This window comes from Microbacterium sp. cx-59 (assembly GCF_020805625.1).
In the GTDB taxonomy this organism is placed as follows: domain Bacteria; phylum Actinomycetota; class Actinomycetes; order Actinomycetales; family Microbacteriaceae; genus Microbacterium.
In genome coordinates, this window is sequence record NZ_JAJHGO010000004.1 from 154,571 (window position 1) to 171,102 (window position 16,532).

The 16,532-nt window shown below is 68.7% G+C and carries 12 protein-coding genes; 1 reads left to right on the forward strand and 11 read right to left on the reverse strand.

Annotated elements, in window-relative coordinates; all coding sequences use genetic code 11:
* Window positions 1-106 precede the first annotated feature (106 nt).
* From whiA to LMI96_RS04180, 5 genes are all read right to left on the reverse strand, one after another.
* The gene (gene whiA, locus LMI96_RS04160) at window positions 107-1,084 is read right to left on the reverse strand and encodes a DNA-binding protein WhiA (RefSeq protein ID WP_223721337.1); all 978 of its coding nucleotides are present in this window, start codon (window positions 1,082-1,084) and stop codon (window positions 107-109) included.
* Between the two features lie 38 nt (window positions 1,085-1,122).
* The gene (gene rapZ / locus LMI96_RS04165) at window positions 1,123-2,007 is read right to left on the reverse strand and encodes an RNase adapter RapZ (RefSeq protein WP_223721338.1); all 885 of its coding nucleotides are present in this window, start codon (window positions 2,005-2,007) and stop codon (window positions 1,123-1,125) included.
* Between the two features lie 27 nt (window positions 2,008-2,034).
* Complete coding sequence (gene uvrC, locus LMI96_RS04170; protein WP_228360570.1) at window positions 2,035-3,960, reverse strand: excinuclease ABC subunit UvrC; 1,926 nt, start codon at window positions 3,958-3,960, stop codon at window positions 2,035-2,037.
* A gap of 2 nt (window positions 3,961-3,962) precedes the next feature.
* Window positions 3,963-6,860: an excinuclease ABC subunit UvrA gene (uvrA, locus tag LMI96_RS04175; protein WP_223721340.1), complete on the reverse strand. Its 2,898-nt coding sequence runs from the start codon at window positions 6,858-6,860 to the stop codon at window positions 3,963-3,965.
* Between the two features lie 91 nt (window positions 6,861-6,951).
* Complete coding sequence (locus tag LMI96_RS04180; RefSeq protein ID WP_228360571.1) at window positions 6,952-7,383, reverse strand: MarR family winged helix-turn-helix transcriptional regulator; 432 nt, start codon at window positions 7,381-7,383, stop codon at window positions 6,952-6,954.
* A gap of 33 nt (window positions 7,384-7,416) precedes the next feature.
* Between LMI96_RS04180 and LMI96_RS04185 the strand changes: the two genes are divergently transcribed.
* Window positions 7,417-7,665, forward strand: coding sequence for a hypothetical protein (locus LMI96_RS04185; protein WP_228360572.1), 249 nt, complete (start codon window positions 7,417-7,419; stop codon window positions 7,663-7,665).
* Between the two features lie 64 nt (window positions 7,666-7,729).
* Here the strand turns inward: LMI96_RS04185 and uvrB are convergent, their stop codons facing one another.
* From uvrB to LMI96_RS04215, 6 genes are read right to left on the reverse strand one after another with little or no spacing between them, the layout of a single operon-like run.
* Window positions 7,730-9,796, reverse strand: coding sequence for an excinuclease ABC subunit UvrB (gene uvrB / locus LMI96_RS04190; protein ID WP_223721343.1), 2,067 nt, complete (start codon window positions 9,794-9,796; stop codon window positions 7,730-7,732).
* Between the two features lie 59 nt (window positions 9,797-9,855).
* On the reverse strand, window positions 9,856-10,452 hold the full coding sequence (coaE, locus tag LMI96_RS04195) for a dephospho-CoA kinase (RefSeq protein WP_228360573.1): 597 nt from the start codon (window positions 10,450-10,452) through the stop codon (window positions 9,856-9,858).
* Between the two features lie 49 nt (window positions 10,453-10,501).
* Entirely contained in the window at window positions 10,502-11,689 is a 1,188-nt protein-coding gene (locus tag LMI96_RS04200; RefSeq protein ID WP_228360574.1) for a hypothetical protein, read from the reverse strand.
* The gene (locus tag LMI96_RS04205) at window positions 11,686-13,431 is read right to left on the reverse strand and encodes a PAS domain-containing sensor histidine kinase (RefSeq protein WP_223721346.1); all 1,746 of its coding nucleotides are present in this window, start codon (window positions 13,429-13,431) and stop codon (window positions 11,686-11,688) included. The genes LMI96_RS04200 and LMI96_RS04205 overlap by 4 nt, the downstream gene beginning before the upstream one ends.
* A gap of 51 nt (window positions 13,432-13,482) precedes the next feature.
* Window positions 13,483-14,688 carry a hypothetical protein gene (locus LMI96_RS04210; protein ID WP_228360575.1) on the reverse strand — a complete coding sequence of 402 codons (1,206 nt, stop codon included), beginning with the start codon at window positions 14,686-14,688 and terminating at the stop codon, window positions 13,483-13,485.
* Window positions 14,685-16,466, reverse strand: a complete 1,782-nt coding sequence (locus tag LMI96_RS04215; RefSeq protein WP_223721348.1) for a cell wall metabolism sensor histidine kinase WalK — start codon at window positions 16,464-16,466, stop codon at window positions 14,685-14,687. Before LMI96_RS04215 ends, LMI96_RS04210 begins: the two co-directional genes overlap by 4 nt.
* Between the last annotated feature and the right edge of the window lie 66 nt (window positions 16,467-16,532).

The following is a 16,532-nucleotide window of genomic DNA, read 5'->3' on the forward strand; positions in this document are numbered from 1 at the left end:
ACCCCATCCTACTGAGGGGCAACCCGGATTCGAGAGCCTTGATTCCCCCGAATGACAGGACGAACGGGCCGCGCGTGTCGGCGCCGCATCCGTCCGCCCGTGCGGGTCAGTCGTCGGCGCCGACGGGGACGGCGGACTCCGTGCCGGGCACGCCGTCGATCTCGGCCTGCTTGTCGGCCATCGCCAGAAGGCGCCGGATGCGGCCTGCCACGGCGTCCTTTGTCATCGGCGGATCGGCGTGGTGGCCGAGCTCGTCGAGGCTCGCGTCGCGATGGGCCAGGCGCAGGTCGCCCGCAGCCTTCAGGTGCTCGGGAACGGAGTCACCGAGGATCTCGAGCGCCCGCTCGACCCGCGCGCATGCGGCCACCGCCGCCTGAGCGGAGCGGCGCAGGTTCGCGTCATCGAAGTTCACCAGGCGGTTGACCCCGGCGCGCACCTCGCGGCGCTGACGCAGCTGCTCCCAGTCCTGCGCGGCCTTCCGCGCGCCCATCTCGTGGAGGGCGGAGCGGATGGCCTCTCCCTCGCGCACGACGACGCGCGGCACGCCGCGCACCTCGCGGGCCTTGGCGGGGATGCCGAGGCGGTGTCCCGCTCCGACGAGGGCCATGGCGGCCTCTCCGGAGGGGCAGGAGACCTCGAGCGCGGCGGAACGGCCGGGATCGGTCAGCGTTCCGGTCGCGAGGAATGCGCCACGCCAGATCGCGGCGAGGTCGTGACGGGCGCCGGTCGTGAGCTTGTTCGGCAGGCCGCGCACCTGGCGGCGGCGCTGATCGAGCAGACCGGTCTGCCGCGCGAGCGTCTCGCCGCCCTCGATGACGCGCACCGCGTACGAGCCCCCGGTGCGGCCCGAGGTGCCCTGCACGTGGGCGAGTTCGGGGCGCACTCCGTAGATCTCGACGAGTTCGCGGGCGACCCGTCGCGCGAGCGCTTCGGAGTCGACCTCGGCTTCGACGGCGACGCGACCGGCGATGGAATGCAGCCCTCCCGCGAAGCGCAGGATCGCCGTCAGTTCGGCCACTCTCGCAGAGGGACGCGGGTCGCGTCCGGCGATCAACTCGGCCTTGACGTCGGCGGTCAGGGGCACGGCACTCCTCGGGTCGGGGCGGGAAACGACATTCCAGCCTACTCGCGACCGAGGTCGCGATGCGTCACACCCACCGCAACACCCGGCACCTCGGCGAGCCGTTCCGCGAGTTCTCGCACCATCACGACCGAGCGATGCTTGCCGCCCGTGCACCCGATCGCGATGATCGAGTGACGCTTGTTCTCGCGCTGATAACCCGCGAGAACGGGGGCGAGCGCAGCGGAGTAGGCGTCGAGGAACTCGCGGGCGCCCTCCTGGTCGAGCACGAAATCGCGCACTTTCTCGTCTTCACCGGTCAACGAGCGGAGTTCGTCGGTCCAGTAGGGGTTCGGAAGAAAACGCATGTCGGCGACGATGTCGGCATCCGCCGGAAGCCCGTACTTGAAGCCGAAGCTCATGAGCGTGACCGTGTGCGGCGCCGCGCCCTCGGCCGCGAACAGTTCCGCGACGCGGCTCGTCAGCTGGTGGACGTTGTACGACGACGTGTCGACGATGAGGTCGGCGTTCTCCCGGAGCGGCGCGAGACGCGCGCGCTCGCGGTGGATTCCATCGACGATCGTGCCGCCGGCCTGCAGCGGATGCGGACGACGCACGGCCTCGAACCGGCGGACGAGCACGTCGTCGCTCGCGTCCAGGAAAACCAGACGCAAGTGCCGGCCGTCGCGGAGCGACCGAGTGATCTCGGGCAGACTGCCGAACAGGTCGCGTCCGCGCACGTCGACGACGACGGCCACCCGCGGCACCGCTCCCCCGGCGCGCTCGGAGAGTTCCAGAAGCGGACGCAGCATGGTCGGCGGAAGGTTATCGACCACGTACCAGTCGAGGTCTTCGAGCGCGTTCGCGACGGTCGATCGCCCGGCGCCGGACATACCCGTGACGATGAGCACCTCACCGGCGCTGGTCGTCACCGCGGGTTCCGACATGTCTACCCCTGTCGTCGAGCTTCCAGCCTACCGATTCGTCAGGTGCTCGTGCACCGTCGCCGCGAGCTTCGGACCGATGCCGGGCAGCTCCGTGATCTGCTCCGGCGTCGCCTCCCGGAGCGCCGCGACCGACCCGAAGTGCCGCAACAGCGCCTTGATCCGGGTGTCGCCGAGCCCGGGGACTTCGGACAGCACGCTCGAGATGTCGCGCTTGCGACGCTTGCGCTGGTGCGTGATCGCGAACCGGTGCGCTTCGTCGCGCAGGCGCTGCAAGAGGTAGAGCGCCTCCGACGTGCGCGGCAGGATGACCGGGAAGTCCTCCCCCGGCAGCCACACCTCCTCGAGACGCTTCGCAATGCCGCACAGCGCGATCTCGGTGTGACCGGAGTCCGCCAGCGCACGCGCCGCAGCCGCCACCTGAGGCTGTCCGCCGTCGACGACGAGCAACTGGGGCGGGTACGCGAACCGCGGGCGCTTGCGGGTCGTCGCCACGACCTCGTCGCCGTCGGCGGACGCCGTGACGTCGATGGCGGCCGCCGCGATCTCCGCATCTGACTGCTCCTCGGGGCGATCGAGGTACGCGAGGCGACGCGTCATGACCTGGTGGATGGAGTCGGTGTCGTCGGTCGTCTCGGGGATCCCGAACGTGCGGTACTGATCCTTCCGGGGCAGCCCGTCCTCGAACACGACCATCGAGGCCACCACGTTCGTTCCCGACAGGTGCGAGACGTCGTAGCATTCGATCCGCAGCGGCGCTTCGGCGAGCCCGAGCGCCTCCTGCAGATCGGTGAGCGCCTGCGTCCGAGCGACGTAGTCGCTCGTGCGCCGCGTCTTGTAGAGCATCAGGGCCTGCTGCGCGTTGATCGTGGCCGTGCGCATCAGGTCGGCCTTCCCGCCGCGCTGGGCGACCTGGATCGTCACGCCCTTGCCGCGCTTGTCCCGAAGCCACTGCTCGAGCTCGGCGGCATCTTCCGGAAGCGTCGGCACGAGCACCTGCTTCGGGATGTCGGCCGCGGAGGCATCGCCGTACGTGCGCTGGATGACCTGGTCGACGAGGTCCGCGCCGGAGATGTCGATCTCCTTCTCGATCGTCGTCGCGCGCACCCCGCGCACGCGCCCACCGCGGACGACGAAGTGCTGCACCGTGGCGGCGAGTTCGTCCTCCGCGATCCCGAAGAGGTCCGCATCCGTGTCATCCGGCAGAACCAGGGCGCTCTTGACCAGCACCGCCTCGATCGCCTGCAGCTTGTCGCGGTAGTCGGCGGCCGCCTCGTAGTCCATCGCCGCGGCGGATTCCCGCATCCGGGCCGAGAGCGCCTTCGTGAACCGCTGGTCTCCACCCGACATGAACGCGACGAAGTCATCGACCATCGCGCGGTGCTCGTCGATCGTCACCTTCATCGAGCAGGGACCGCCGCATCGGCCGATCTGGCCGGGGAAGCACGGACGACCCGTCGCCATCGCCTTCTTGTACGACGAATCCGAGCAGGTGCGGATGGGGAAGACCTTGATCATGAGATCGATCACGTCGTGCACGGCCCAGATCTTCGGGTACGGCCCGAAGTACTTCGCCCCCTTGATGCGCCGGTTGCGCGTCACGATGACCCGTGGCGCCTCGTCGGCGAGGGTGATCGCCATGTACGGGTAGGACTTGTCGTCCTTGTAGCGGACGTTGAAGGGCGGTGTGAACTCCTGGATCCACATGTACTCGAGCTGCAACGCCTCGACGTCGCTGCCGACGACGGTCCATTCGACCGACGACGCGGTCGTCACCATCCGGCGCGTGCGCTCGTGCAGCGTGTGCAGCGGAGCGAAGTAGTTCGAGAGCCGCGCCCTCAGGTTCTTCGCCTTGCCGACGTACAGGATGCGGCCCTCGGCATCACGGAAGCGATACACCCCCGGACTCGTGGGGATCTCGCCCTGCTTCGGCCGATAGGGCAGAACGGACGGCACGATCAGCCCGCCTTGCGCCGCTCGCCGGCGTCGAGCACCTCGGCCAGGAACGCGCCGGTGTGACTGCCCTCGGTACGCGCGACTTTCTCCGGCGTACCGGTGGCGACGATCATGCCGCCGCCCGATCCGCCCTCGGGACCCAGGTCGATAACCCAGTCCGCCGACTTGATGACGTCGAGGTTGTGCTCGATGACGATCACGGTGTTGCCCTTGTCGACCAGGCTGTTCAACACTCCGAGCAGGAGGCTGACGTCTTCGAAGTGCAGGCCCGTGGTCGGTTCGTCCAGCACGTAGATGCTGCGCCCGTTCGATCGGCGCTGCAGTTCGGTCGCCAGCTTGACGCGCTGCGCCTCTCCTCCGGAGAGGGTCGTCGCCGACTGCCCGAGACGCACGTACCCGAGCCCCACGTCGACCAGTGTCTTCATGAATCGGTGGATCGCCTGGATCGGCTCGAAGAAGTCCGCGGCTTCCGCGATCGGCATCTCGAGCACCTCGGCGATGTTCTTGCCCTTGTAGTGCACCGAGAGCGTGTCGCGGTTGTATCGCTTGCCGTGGCAGACCTCGCAGTCGACGTAGACGTCGGGCAGGAAGTTCATCTCGATCTTGATGGTGCCGTCACCCGAGCAGGCGTCGCAGCGCCCGCCCTTGACGTTGAAGCTGAACCGGCCGGCCTGGTAGCCGCGCGCCTTGGCCTCGGGGGTTTCGGCGAACAGATTGCGGATGCGGTCGAACACTCCCGTGTACGTCGCCGGGTTGGAACGCGGAGTGCGTCCGATCGGCGCTTGGTCGACGTGGACGACCTTGTCGAGATTGTCGAGGCCGGTGACACGGGTGTGCTTGCCGGGAACGCGACGCGCGCCGTTCAGCTTCGACGCCAGCACCTCGTACAGGATGCCGTTCACGAGCGAGGACTTGCCCGAACCGCTGACCCCGGTGACCGCGGTCAGAACGCCCAACGGGAAGGTGGCCGTCACGTTCTGGAGGTTGTTCGCCCGCGCCCCCACGACGGAGATCTGACGCTTCTTGTCGATCGGGCGGCGCTTGGCCGGCACCTCGATGCGCCGACGACCGGAGAGGTACGCGGCGGTGAGGGAGTTCTCGTCGGTGAGGAGCTGCTCGTACGGACCCGAGTGCACGACGTTGCCGCCGTCGACGCCGGCGCGCGGTCCGATGTCGACGACCCAGTCAGCCGCCTGAATCGTCTCCTCGTCGTGCTCCACGACGATCAGGGTGTTGCCCAGATTCTTCAGGGCGATCAGCGTTTCGATGAGACGCCGGTTGTCGCGCTGGTGCAGGCCGATCGACGGCTCGTCGAGCACGTACAGCACGCCCGTGAGGCCCGAACCGATCTGCGTGGCGAGCCGGATGCGCTGCGCCTCACCGCCGGAGAGAGACCCGGCCGCGCGCGCGAGCGAGAGGTAGGTGAGCCCGACCTGGATGAGGAAGTCGAGGCGCGCACGGATCTCCCGCAGCACGGCCGCGGCGATCTTGGCCTCACGATCGGTGAGGTCGAGCGTGTCGAAGAATCTCTGCGCGTCGGACAGGCTCATCTGAGACGCATCGGCGATGGAATGCCCGTGTACCTGCACGGCGAGGACCTCGGGCTTCAAACGCGCACCATCGCAGACGGGACACGGCACCTCTCGGAGGTACTCGCCCCAGCGCTGCCGAGCGCTGTCGGACTCGGCCTGCGCGTACTGGCGCTCGATGTAGGGCACGACGCCCTCGAAGCCGGACGTGTACCGCATCTCGCGGCCGTACCGGTTCTTCCACTTCACCGAGACCTTGAAGTTGTCACCGCGCAGCACGGCGTCTTTGATGTCTTGCGGCAGCATCCGCCACGGCTTGTCGAGCGAGAACCCGAGGTCGTCGGCGAGGCCCTCGAGCAGTCGCTCGTAGTACTGGAACAGCCCCTTGCCCTGGGTGGTCCAAGGGATGATGACGCCCTCGCGGATCGACAGGTCTTCGTCTGCGAGCATCAGATCGACGTCGACCGACATGCGCGTGCCGAGACCCGAGCAGGCGGGGCACGCACCGAAGGGCGCGTTGAACGAGAAGGTGCGCGGCTCGATCTCGGTGAGCTGGAGCGGGTGGCCGTTCGGGCAGGCGAGCTTCTCGCTGAAGTTCTGCCATGCGTCGTCGCCCTCGTCGTCGACGAAGTTGACCTGCATCATGCCGCCGGCAAGGCCCAGCGCCGTCTCGACCGAGTCGGTGACCCGGGACAGGATGTCGGGGCTCGCGACCAGGCGATCGACGACGACCGCGATGTCGTGCTTGTAGCTCTTCTTGAGTGTCGGCGGCTCCGCGAGCTGCACGAGGTCACCGTCGACGACGGCACGGGCGTACCCCTTCGCGCTGAGCTCCTTGAAGAGGTCGACGAACTCGCCCTTCTTCTGGGTCACGACCGGCGCGACGATCTGGTAGCGCGTGCGATCGGGGAGCTCCATGAGCTGGTCGGCGATCTGCTGCACGGTCTGCCGCTGGATGACCTCACCGCACTCGGGGCAGTGCGGAATGCCGATGCGCGCCCACAGCAGGCGCATGTAGTCGTGGATCTCGGTGATCGTGCCGACGGTCGAGCGCGGGTTGCGGTTGGTCGACTTCTGGTCGATCGACACCGCGGGGCTGAGACCTTCGATGAAGTCGACGTCGGGGCGGTCGACTTGACCGAGGAACTGGCGGGCGTAGGAGCTCAAGGACTCGACGTAGCGACGCTGGCCCTCGGCGAAGATCGTGTCGAACGCGAGGCTCGACTTTCCCGACCCGGAAAGACCCGTGAACACCACCATCGATTCACGCGGAATGTCGAGATCGACGTTCTTCAGATTGTGGACGCGGGCACCGCGAACGCTGAGTGTTCCGGCGGCGTGGGCGAGTTCGGACACGGGAAGAATGGGCACCGGTCAAGTCTAGGCAGGGCCACCGACACCGGGTCCGCGCTTCGCTCGCGGCGGACCCGCGGCGGTACACTCCGCGCGTCCGCGCTCAGTGTCAACCCTCTAGGCGACCGGCGAAGGGGCTCAAGGCGTCCCGAAGGCTCGCGAGCGCCGCGGCGTCCATTCCCACCCGGGCCATGATCTGCTCCGGCACGGCGAGTGCTTTTGTGCGCAGGTCGCGCCCCTCACCCGTGAGGCCGATCTCGAGCACGCGTTCGTCGCTCGGTCGGCGCGTGCGCGTCACCCGGCCCTGCGCTTCGAGGCGTTTGACGAGCGGCGACAGAGTGGCGGGCTCCATCGCGAGCTCCGCGGCGAGTTCACCCAGCGCGCGCGGCGATTGTTCCCAGAGCGCCAGCATGACGAGGTACTGCGGGTGCGTCAGCCCGAGCGGCTCGAGAACAGGTCGGTAGATGGACACGACGTTGCGCGCCGCCGTGACGAGTGCGAAGCACACCTGATTCTCGAGGCGCAGCAGATCATCAGACATTCCGCGACTCTAGCGCAGTTAGTTAGTACACTAATGATCATGGCACGAATAGATGCGGACTCCCCACGACTCCCCCTGCGTCAGCGCGTGCGCGCCGCCGGTGGGTGGTACCAGTGGATCAACGCCTCCCTCATTCGCGCTGCCGGTCCGGCATCCGTCGGTCCGTACGAGACCGCGCCGGAGCCGGTGCGCACCGAGCGCCCGTGCCCCCTGTGCGGGGCGCCGATGTCGGCGCACACGTTCGACCGGTCGGGGCCGAAACCCCTCATCCACTGCCCCTGAGTCACTGCCCCTCAGGCGCTGCCCCTGGTCTCGATCGCGCCGCGCGGGGTCTTCTTCCCGGCCCTTACGCGTGCCCGGCGCGCTCCATGGCGCGGAGTTCTTTCTTGAGGTCCTGCACCTCGTCGCGGAGTCGACCGGCGAGCTCGAACTTCAGCTCCGATGCGGCGGCGAGCATCTGGTTCGTCAGATCCTCGATCGTGGACTCCAGCTGCGTCGCCCCCTCGGCCGCGATGCCCTCGCGACGAAGGTTCGGCGTCGGCGACTTACCCTTGCGACCCGGATCGCGCGCCAGCATCGCCTTCGTGTCGGCACCCTCGCGGATCAACGCGTCGGTGATGTCGGCGATCTTCTTGCGTAGAGGCTGGGGATCGATGCCGTGCTCGAGGTTGTACGCCACCTGCTTCTCGCGCCGACGATCCGTCTCGTCGATCGCCAACCGCATGGAGTCGGTGATCTTGTCGGCGTACATGTGCACCTGCCCCGAGACGTTTCGCGCGGCGCGGCCGATCGTCTGGATGAGTGACGTGCCGCTGCGGAGGAAGCCCTCCTTGTCGGCGTCGAGGATCGACACCAGCGACACCTCGGGCAGGTCGAGGCCCTCTCGAAGCAGGTTGATGCCGACGAGCACGTCGTACACACCCGAGCGCAGCTCCGACAGCAGCTCGACGCGGCGGAGCGTGTCGACATCGGAGTGCAGGTAGCGCACGCGCACCCCGTGCTCGCTGAGGAAGTCGGTGAGCTCCTCCGACATCTTCTTCGTCAGCGTCGTGACGAGCACGCGTTCGTCGCGCTCGACGCGGATCCGGATCTCCTCGAGCAGATCGTCGATCTGCCCCTTCGAGGGCTTGACCACGATCTCGGGGTCGATGAGGCCGGTCGGCCGGATGATCTGCTCGACGATGCCGTCGGCGATGCCCATCTCGTACCGGCCCGGCGTCGCCGAGAGGTACACGGTCTGGCCGACGCGGTTCTTGAACTCGTCGAAGCGGAGCGGCCGGTTGTCCATGGCGGACGGCAGTCGGAATCCGTGCTCGACGAGGGTGCGCTTGCGGGATGCGTCACCCTCGTACATCGCGCCGATCTGCGGCACGGTCACGTGGGACTCGTCGATCACCAGCAGGAAGTCGTCGGGGAAGAAGTCGAGGAGGGTGTGCGGCGGCGCGCCGGGCTCGCGGCCGTCGAGGTGACGCGAGTAGTTCTCGATGCCCGAGCAGAAGCCCAGTTGCTGCAGCATCTCGAGGTCGAACGTCGTGCGCATGCGGAGCCGCTGAGCCTCCAGGAGCTTGCCCTGGCGTTCGAATTCGGCGAGCCGCTCGGCGAGCTCGGCCTCGATCGTGCCGATCGCGCGCTGTACGACATCGGTTCCGGCGACGTAGTGCGACGCCGGAAAGATCGGCACGGAATCCATCTTCTGGATCACGTCGCCGGTCAGCGGATGCAGCATGTACAGCGCTTCGATCTCGTCACCGAACAGCTCGATGCGGATGGCGTACTCCTCGTACACCGGGATGATCTCGATCGTGTCGCCGCGCACCCGGAAGTTTCCTCGTGAGAAGTCGACGTCGTTGCGGTTGTACTGCATGGCGATGAACTGACGGATGAGGGCGTCACGGTCGTACCGCTCCCCCACCTGGAGCGCCACCATCGCGCGCAGGTACTCCTCCGGTGCGCCGAGGCCGTAGATGCAGGAGACGGTCGACACCACGACGACGTCGCGACGGCTCAGCAGCGAGTTCGTCGTCGAGTGGCGGAGGCGCTCGACCTCGGCGTTGACCGACGAATCCTTCTCGATGAAGGTATCGGTCTGCGGAACGTACGCCTCGGGCTGGTAGTAGTCGTAGTACGAGACGAAGTACTCGATCGCGTTGTTGGGCATGAGGTCGCGGAACTCGTTCGCCAGCTGAGCGGCAAGGGTCTTGTTGTGCGCCATGACGAGCGTCGGGCGCTGCACCTGCTCGATCAGCCACGCGGTCGTCGCGGACTTGCCGGTACCGGTCGCACCGAGCAGCACGACGTCGGTCTCACCGGCATTGATACGGGCGGCGAGGTCGGCGATCGCCTGCGGCTGATCGCCGCTGGGGATGTACTCGCTGATGACCTCGAAGGGGCGAACGGATCGGGTGGTCTGCACCTTTCCAGAGTAGGTGGACCCTCCGACATCGGGGCCGGGTTGCGCCCCGCGCGGACGGATCAGGCGCGCAGGCGCTCCCAGAGCGCGTCGGCCTGCGCGTGGGTCTCCGCGAGCGACCCGGCCGTGTCGATGACCACGTCTGCGACCGCGAGGCGGGCATCGTCGTCCACCTGCGCGGCGATCCGCTTCTCGGCCTCGGCGCGCGTCAGACCGCGCAGCGTCACCAGGCGTTCGAGCCGAACCGCCGACGGAGCGTGGGCGACGACGATGAGTTCCCACGGGTCATCGACCCGCGCCTCCACGAGCAGCGGAACGTCGTAGACGACCACCGCGTCCGCATCCGCGGCGAAGGCCTGTGCGAATCGATCGGCGGATGCGGCTCGCACCGCCGGATGCACGATGGCGTTCAGGCGGTGCCGCGCCTCGTCGTCGGAGAAGACGATCGCGCCCAGCGCCGCGCGGTCGAGAGCGCCGTCCGCGCCGAGGAGCTCTGTCCCGAACTCGGCGGCGATCGCCGCAAGCACCGGCGAACCCGGCGCCTGCACATCGCGCACGAGCGCGTCGGCGTCGACGATCACCGCACCGTGCTCGGCGAGTCGGCGCGCAACGGTGGACTTTCCCGAGGCGATGCCCCCGGTGAGAGCGATGAGCGGCATTCCACGAGCATGCCACGCGCGGGGCGCCGCACCGATCCCGGCGCGGGACTCAGTCTCCGCGTTCGCCGATCGTCGAGGCGCCGCCAAAGAGCACCGACGACTCGATGCTCGTCGCGGCGATCTCGGATGCCTCACGGGCCGCCCAGAGCAACGCCTTCGGGTCGTAGCCGACCGTCTCGGTGAGACCGACCCCGACGCCGACCGCGGGGATGACGGCATCCGACACCCGGCCGAACGCCTCGAACAGCCCGCGGTAGATCGTGCCGGCCTGACGGCGAGCGTCGGCGGCCGTCGAGGCGGGCGCGATGACGAGCAGCGTGTACTCGCCGTCTTCGCCGACGAGCGACGCGGACGGCGCGAAGCGGCGTACCCCCTGTCGCCACGCGTGCGTCACGTCGCCGGCGACATCGGCGCCGAATGCCGTCCGGATCTGCGCGATCCCCTCCACTCTGACGGCGATGAGCGCGATCAGGTCGCCCCGCCAGCCCGCCCGCTCCACGACGTCCTCGAGCGCCGTCGTGATGGTGGATCCGAGCAGGATGCCGTCCGAGCTGGAGCCGACGCGGGTCATCCAGGAGTATCCGCGGAGTTCGGCCCGACCCGCGCGCAGCACCGACAACACCGCCACCGCGACGATCGTCAGCCCGATCGTGACGAAGTTCGCGATCAGCGAGCCGAACCAGACCTGGAACAGGTCGCTGTCGGGCCCGGCGGTGACGAAGACGATCGATCGGGCGAGGTAGAACACGCATTCCACGGCGAGGACGGCGGTCAGCACACGGGCCGTGCCGATCCTGCCCATCGGGTATCGCGTGGTCTCGACGGCCGCGAGAGCCGCGAACCCGACGAGCGAGAGCCCCATGACCAGCCAACCCGCCCAGTCCCCGCCGCTCGGCCCCTCGGCCAGAACGGCAGCCGCGACGAGGATGCCCGCCAACACCACGACGATCGCGGCCGGCCCCATCCGGCGCTCGTTGAACTTCCGCGATCCGAGCCACATACAGCCCGTGGTGTTGACGAACAGGGCGTTGCCGATGGCGATGGCCACGACACCACCGGCACCCGATGCCCACAGCGCGTAGGCGACGGTCGTCGCCATCCCGCTGAGAAACGCGATCGCCCAGATCCGCCCGGCGGCGTCATCGCGGCGCAAGAGGGTGTCGACGATGAACAGCACGCCCGCCACGTTCGCGACGAAAGCCGTCATGAGCGACGCGGTCGCCAGATCGAAGTTCACGTGCGCGCCTCTCCGGCGTCTCGTCGGGGCTCGTCCCCCGCCGCATCGGCGGTCGCTGCCGCCCGCGAGGTGGCCGGCAATCGCACGATAAACGTGGACCCCACGCCGCGCTCGCTCCGCGCCGTGATGTCGCCTCCGTGCGCGCGAGCGATGTCGCGGCTGATGGACAGGCCGAGGCCGGTGCCTTCGACATCGTTCCGGGCACGGAAGTATCGCTCGAACAGACGCTCCTGGTCGACGGGCGTCATGCCCGGCCCCGTGTCGCGGACGACGATCCACGTCGACTCGCCGTCGCTCGCGCAGCCGATGGATGCTTCGCCGCCGTCGCGGTTGTACTTCACGGCATTGCTCACCAGGTTGTCGACGACCTGCCGCAGCCGCAGCGGGTCGGCGAACGCCCGGGCCGGCTCGACATCGCCCGTGACGATCGTGACCGCCCGCTCGGCCGCGCGGGGCCGCCATGCTTCGGCGCACGCGCGCACGATGTCGGCGACATCCACGTCCTCCGGCGAGATCCGCATGTCCACCGACAACCGCGACGAACTCGACGCCGCGAGGATATCGGCCACGATCTCGAGCAGGCGTTCGCCGTTCCGCCCCGCGATCTCGAGGTCTTTCCGCACGGCCTCGGGCCGGTCGAGGTTGTCGAGCGCCAGATCGATGTAGCCCAGCACGGAGGTCAGCGGGGTGCGCAACTCGTGCGACACCGAGGCGACCAGGCGGTCCCGCGCTCGCAGGGCCGTCAGTTCGCGCGTCACATCGCGCGCGATCAGGACCGCGCCTGCATCGGCGCCGTAGGCGTCCCGCATCCGGCGCGCGGTCATGCTCATCGCGGTCCGTCGTTCGTCGGGGTGTCCGAACCAGACCACCTGGTCGTCGAACACCTCTCCCTGGATCGCGCGGACGAGGGGCCGCTCGTCCTGGTGGATCCGGGTGGTTCCGTCGGGACGGTAGGCGTTGTCGAGTTCGCGGTCCTGGATGCCGAAACCGGGGATCGCGTTCTGGAAGCGACCCAGCGCCTCGTTCACGACGGCGACGGTGCCATCGGGCGCGATGCGGAGCACGCCGAAATCGACGGCGTCCAGCACCTCGGTCATGAGCTCTTCTTGTCGTTGTGCGCGCTGCAGCGCTCCCGAGAGGAGCACGGCCTGGCGATCGAGGAGGCTCTGCTGCGCCTGCGAGCGGCGATTGCTGACGAACACGGTCGTGGCCACCGACATGATCACGACGGGCAGCAGCACCACCGCATAGGTCACGGTCGTCGTCGTTCCCGGCGAGGTGGCCACGATCGCCCAGTACAACACCGTGATCAGCACGAACTGCAAAGCGAAGCCGACCGCGCCGAGCGTCGCGAGCCAGATGGCGGGGAAGACCCACAGGAGCCCGAGACCTCCGGCCGGCTCCGCCATCCGCAGCAGCCCAATCGCGACGATGTCGATGACGGGGATGACCATCACACACCCCTGCGGTAGCTGCGACCACGGCACCACGAGCGCGGCCGCACCGCCGGCGAACACGAGCAGGACGGCCGCGAGGAAGAGCGTCCCGTTCGGATGCGAGCCGATGAACAACGCCAGGCTGCTGACGATCAGAACGACAGCGCACAGGAGCAGCTGGTTCAGCGCCGCGGATCGGCCGCGCACGGCTGCGGACCGCGAGTGCCGCTCGCCGAGGAGAGAAGAACGGAACGCCGCCCGGAGGCGCGTCAGCACCGGCCCCGTCTCTCCGTCGCGCCGTGCCATACCGTGCACGCTATCGCGTCGGCGCGTGCGGGATGGCGCGCGTGCGCACCGTCACACCCGATCGGCCGGGAACGGGTCCTCCGGCAGGCTGTGCACGGTGGCGAATACGACGGACGTTTCATCGCTCTCGGACGCGAGGACCGCCGCGATCGTGGCGCCCTCTTCCAGCGTCTCCGCGGCGTACCCGAGCGTCTGACTGAGCGCGACGCCCACACCGACTCCCGGAACGACGATGCGCGATTGTCCGACGTAGCTCTGCACCACGCCGCGATAGAGCAGCCCCGCCTGACGGCGCGCATCCGCGGGACTCGTCGCCGTCGTGGCGACCAGCACGATGTTCGGATCGGTCCCCTCTCCGACGATCGCGACCGGCGACGCGTACGCGCGGACCGCCGAACGCAGGATCCGCGTCGCCGCTTCCGCCACGTCCCGACCGAACGACGCCGTGATCGCCCCGACATCCTCGACGAGCACCGCGATGACGACCACGAGCTCGGTGCGGGCGCTGGCGCGGTGCAGCACGCCGCGAAGGGACTCGACGAACGCCTGGGGCGCGAGGACGTCATCGGATGCCGCCGTCTTCGCGCGCACGACGGACTCCCCCGCGAGCGTGGCCCGCAGCACGAAGATCGCGATCGTCGACACGACTCCGACGCTCACCAGGACCAGCGACGTGCCGACCTCGCCCCACCACTGCTGGTAAAGCACCTCGGCCCCCCAGAACACGACGACGGCGACGCGGATGAGCGAGAAGAGCGACCACACCACGAGGCATCCGGCGAAGATCCAGGCCATCGCGTACTCCCGCGTGCGTCCCGCCACGGCATGCCAGGCGGCGCCCAGCGACAGCACGGTGATCGAGAGGTAGGTGACGATCTCCCCGCCGCCCTCGCGCGGTCCCGGGGCGTCGATCGCGCACGCGGCGACGGTGAGGAACCCGAGCGCCACGACCATGAGCGCCGGGCCCTGCACCTCGTTGCCGCTGTAGGCGCGGAAGCCGAGGAGCAGGCATCCGATCGACACGACGACGGCGCCGTTACCGAGTGCGACCGCCCAGTTCGCTTCGATGGCCACCGCCGATGCGCCGGCGACGAGGTGGCAGAACACCGAGACGAGCGCCATGACCTGCGCCAAACCCCACAGCCGCGCCCCGGTCGACGCGAAGCGCGGTGCGAGCGCCGTCGCGATGAATGTGACCGCCGCGCTCGCCACGACCACCGAGGCGATCAGCGCAGACGTTGCGGGGTCGAGGATCATCGGCGAGCCCCGTTCCCCGGCCCGGTGCTCTCGTCCAACGAGACGGTCCGCGCCTCACCATCGGGGTCGTCGAGGCTGTCCGCGGTCGCCGGCAGGATCACGGTGAAGGTGGATCCCACACCCACGGCGCTCGTGACCGTGACTTCGCCGCCGTGGGCGCGCACGATCTCCCGACTGATCGAGAGTCCGAGACCTGTCCCGGTCGCCTCGTCGTCGCCGGCGCGGAAGAAGCGCTCGAAGACGCGATGGAGCTCGTCGCTGCTCAGACCGATTCCGCTGTCGGTGACGGTGATGCTCGTGGCGAGACCATCCGAGTGCACCGCGAGAGCGACGTAGCCGCCGTCGCGGTTGTACTTCACGGCGTTGCTGATCAGATTGTCGATCACCTGCCGCATCCGCAGCGGATCCGCGTACGCCGGCGCAGGACGGATCCCGTCCATATCGATCTCGATCGCGCGCTCGGCCGCGGTCGGCTCCCAGGCCTCACCGCTCGCGCGGAGCACCTCGGCGACATCGATGTCCTGCTGCGAGATGGTCAGGTCGGCCGACATCTCCGAGCGGCTCGACGCCGTCAGGATGTCGGACACGATGCCGAGCAGTCGTGCGGCGTTCCGCTCCGCGATCTCGAGGTTCTTCCGGGCGCGCGCGGGCACGTTCGGATCGTCGACCGCGAGCTCGAGGTAGCCGATGATCGATGTGAGCGGGGTGCGGAGCTCGTGCGAAACCGAGGAGACCAGCGAATCGCGGGCGCGGAGGGCGGTCAGTTCACTCGTGACATCGCGCGACACGATCACGGCTCCGCTGTCGGCACCGTCGACCGCGCGCGTCCTGCGTGCGGTGACGCTCAACGCACGACGCCGGGAGCCCTCCCCGCCGAACCACACAATCTGGTTGTCGAACACTTCACCGCGTGCGGCACGGGCGAACGGGATGTCGGCCCGGTCGAGCGGTGTGACGCCATCCGCGCCGTACGACGCACCACGCTCGTCGAGACCGGACGCCGCGGAGCGCGCAGCGCGCTGCAGGCGGGCGTGCGCTTCGTTCGCGACCGTGGTCGATCCGTCGACGGCGATGCGGATGACGCCGAAATCGATCGTGTCGAGAACCTCCGCCAGGAGCTCTTCTTGTTTCTGCGCACGCCGGAGGGTCCGCGCCATCGTGCCCGTCTGCCGGGAGAACAGCACCCGCTGCGCGGTCATCTGCCGCGAGAGCAGGAGGCTGATCGACGCCAGCACGAACGCCACGGCCGGCAGAACGATGATCGTGTAGGTGAAGGGTTGTGTTCCATCGATCAGGACGGTCGTCAGCACCGTGAGGGGCACGGCGACGACGCCGATCAAGTAGCCGAACAGGCCGTAGAAGATCGACAGCCAGACGATCGGAACCAGGAAGAGCGCGTCGAACCCGGCCGACGGCTGCGCCTGCCGCAGCAGCAGGATGCCGACGATGTCGATGAGCGGGATCGCGATGATCCACCAGGGCGAAAGCACGGCCCACGGAACCAGTACCGCCGCCCCTCCCGCGGCGAGCACGATGATCGCGCCGAGCCAGAACAGGCTCACGTCACCGCTGAGGGGCACGAAGACGACCACGACGACGAGAACGATGACCACCGCGCAGAGCGCGAGCTGCAGCAAGGCCGTCGTCCGGCCCCGGCCGTTCTCGAGGAAGGGGGGAAGTTCGAAGGATGCGGCCGCCTGCCGGATCCTTCGACGCAGCCCGGAGGAGTCGACGACACGATCCGCGACGGGGACTCCCGCGGTCTCTTCGTGGCTCATACCCCGACGTTATCGCCTCGGCGCGGATGCCCCCGCCCGCACGCCGCGGCGTCCCCCGAAGAGGGG

Bases quoted from the DNA above. Each gene is read 5' to 3' on its own strand.
- LMI96_RS04180 (WP_228360571.1), bottom strand. From the start codon at position 7,383: ATGTCTGATGATCTGCTGCGCCTCGAGAATCAGGTGTGCTTCGCACTC.
- coaE (WP_228360573.1), bottom strand. From the start codon at position 10,452: ATGCCGCTCATCGCTCTCACCGGGGGCATCGCCTCGGGAAAGTCCACC.
- LMI96_RS04185 (WP_228360572.1), top strand. From the start codon at position 7,417: ATGATCATGGCACGAATAGATGCGGACTCCCCACGACTCCCCCTGCGT.
- LMI96_RS04205 (WP_223721346.1), bottom strand. From the start codon at position 13,431: ATGGCACGGCGCGACGGAGAGACGGGGCCGGTGCTGACGCGCCTCCGG.
- LMI96_RS04210 (WP_228360575.1), bottom strand. From the start codon at position 14,688: ATGATCCTCGACCCCGCAACGTCTGCGCTGATCGCCTCGGTGGTCGTG.
- rapZ (WP_223721338.1), bottom strand. From the start codon at position 2,007: ATGTCGGAACCCGCGGTGACGACCAGCGCCGGTGAGGTGCTCATCGTC.
- LMI96_RS04215 (WP_223721348.1), bottom strand. From the start codon at position 16,466: ATGAGCCACGAAGAGACCGCGGGAGTCCCCGTCGCGGATCGTGTCGTC.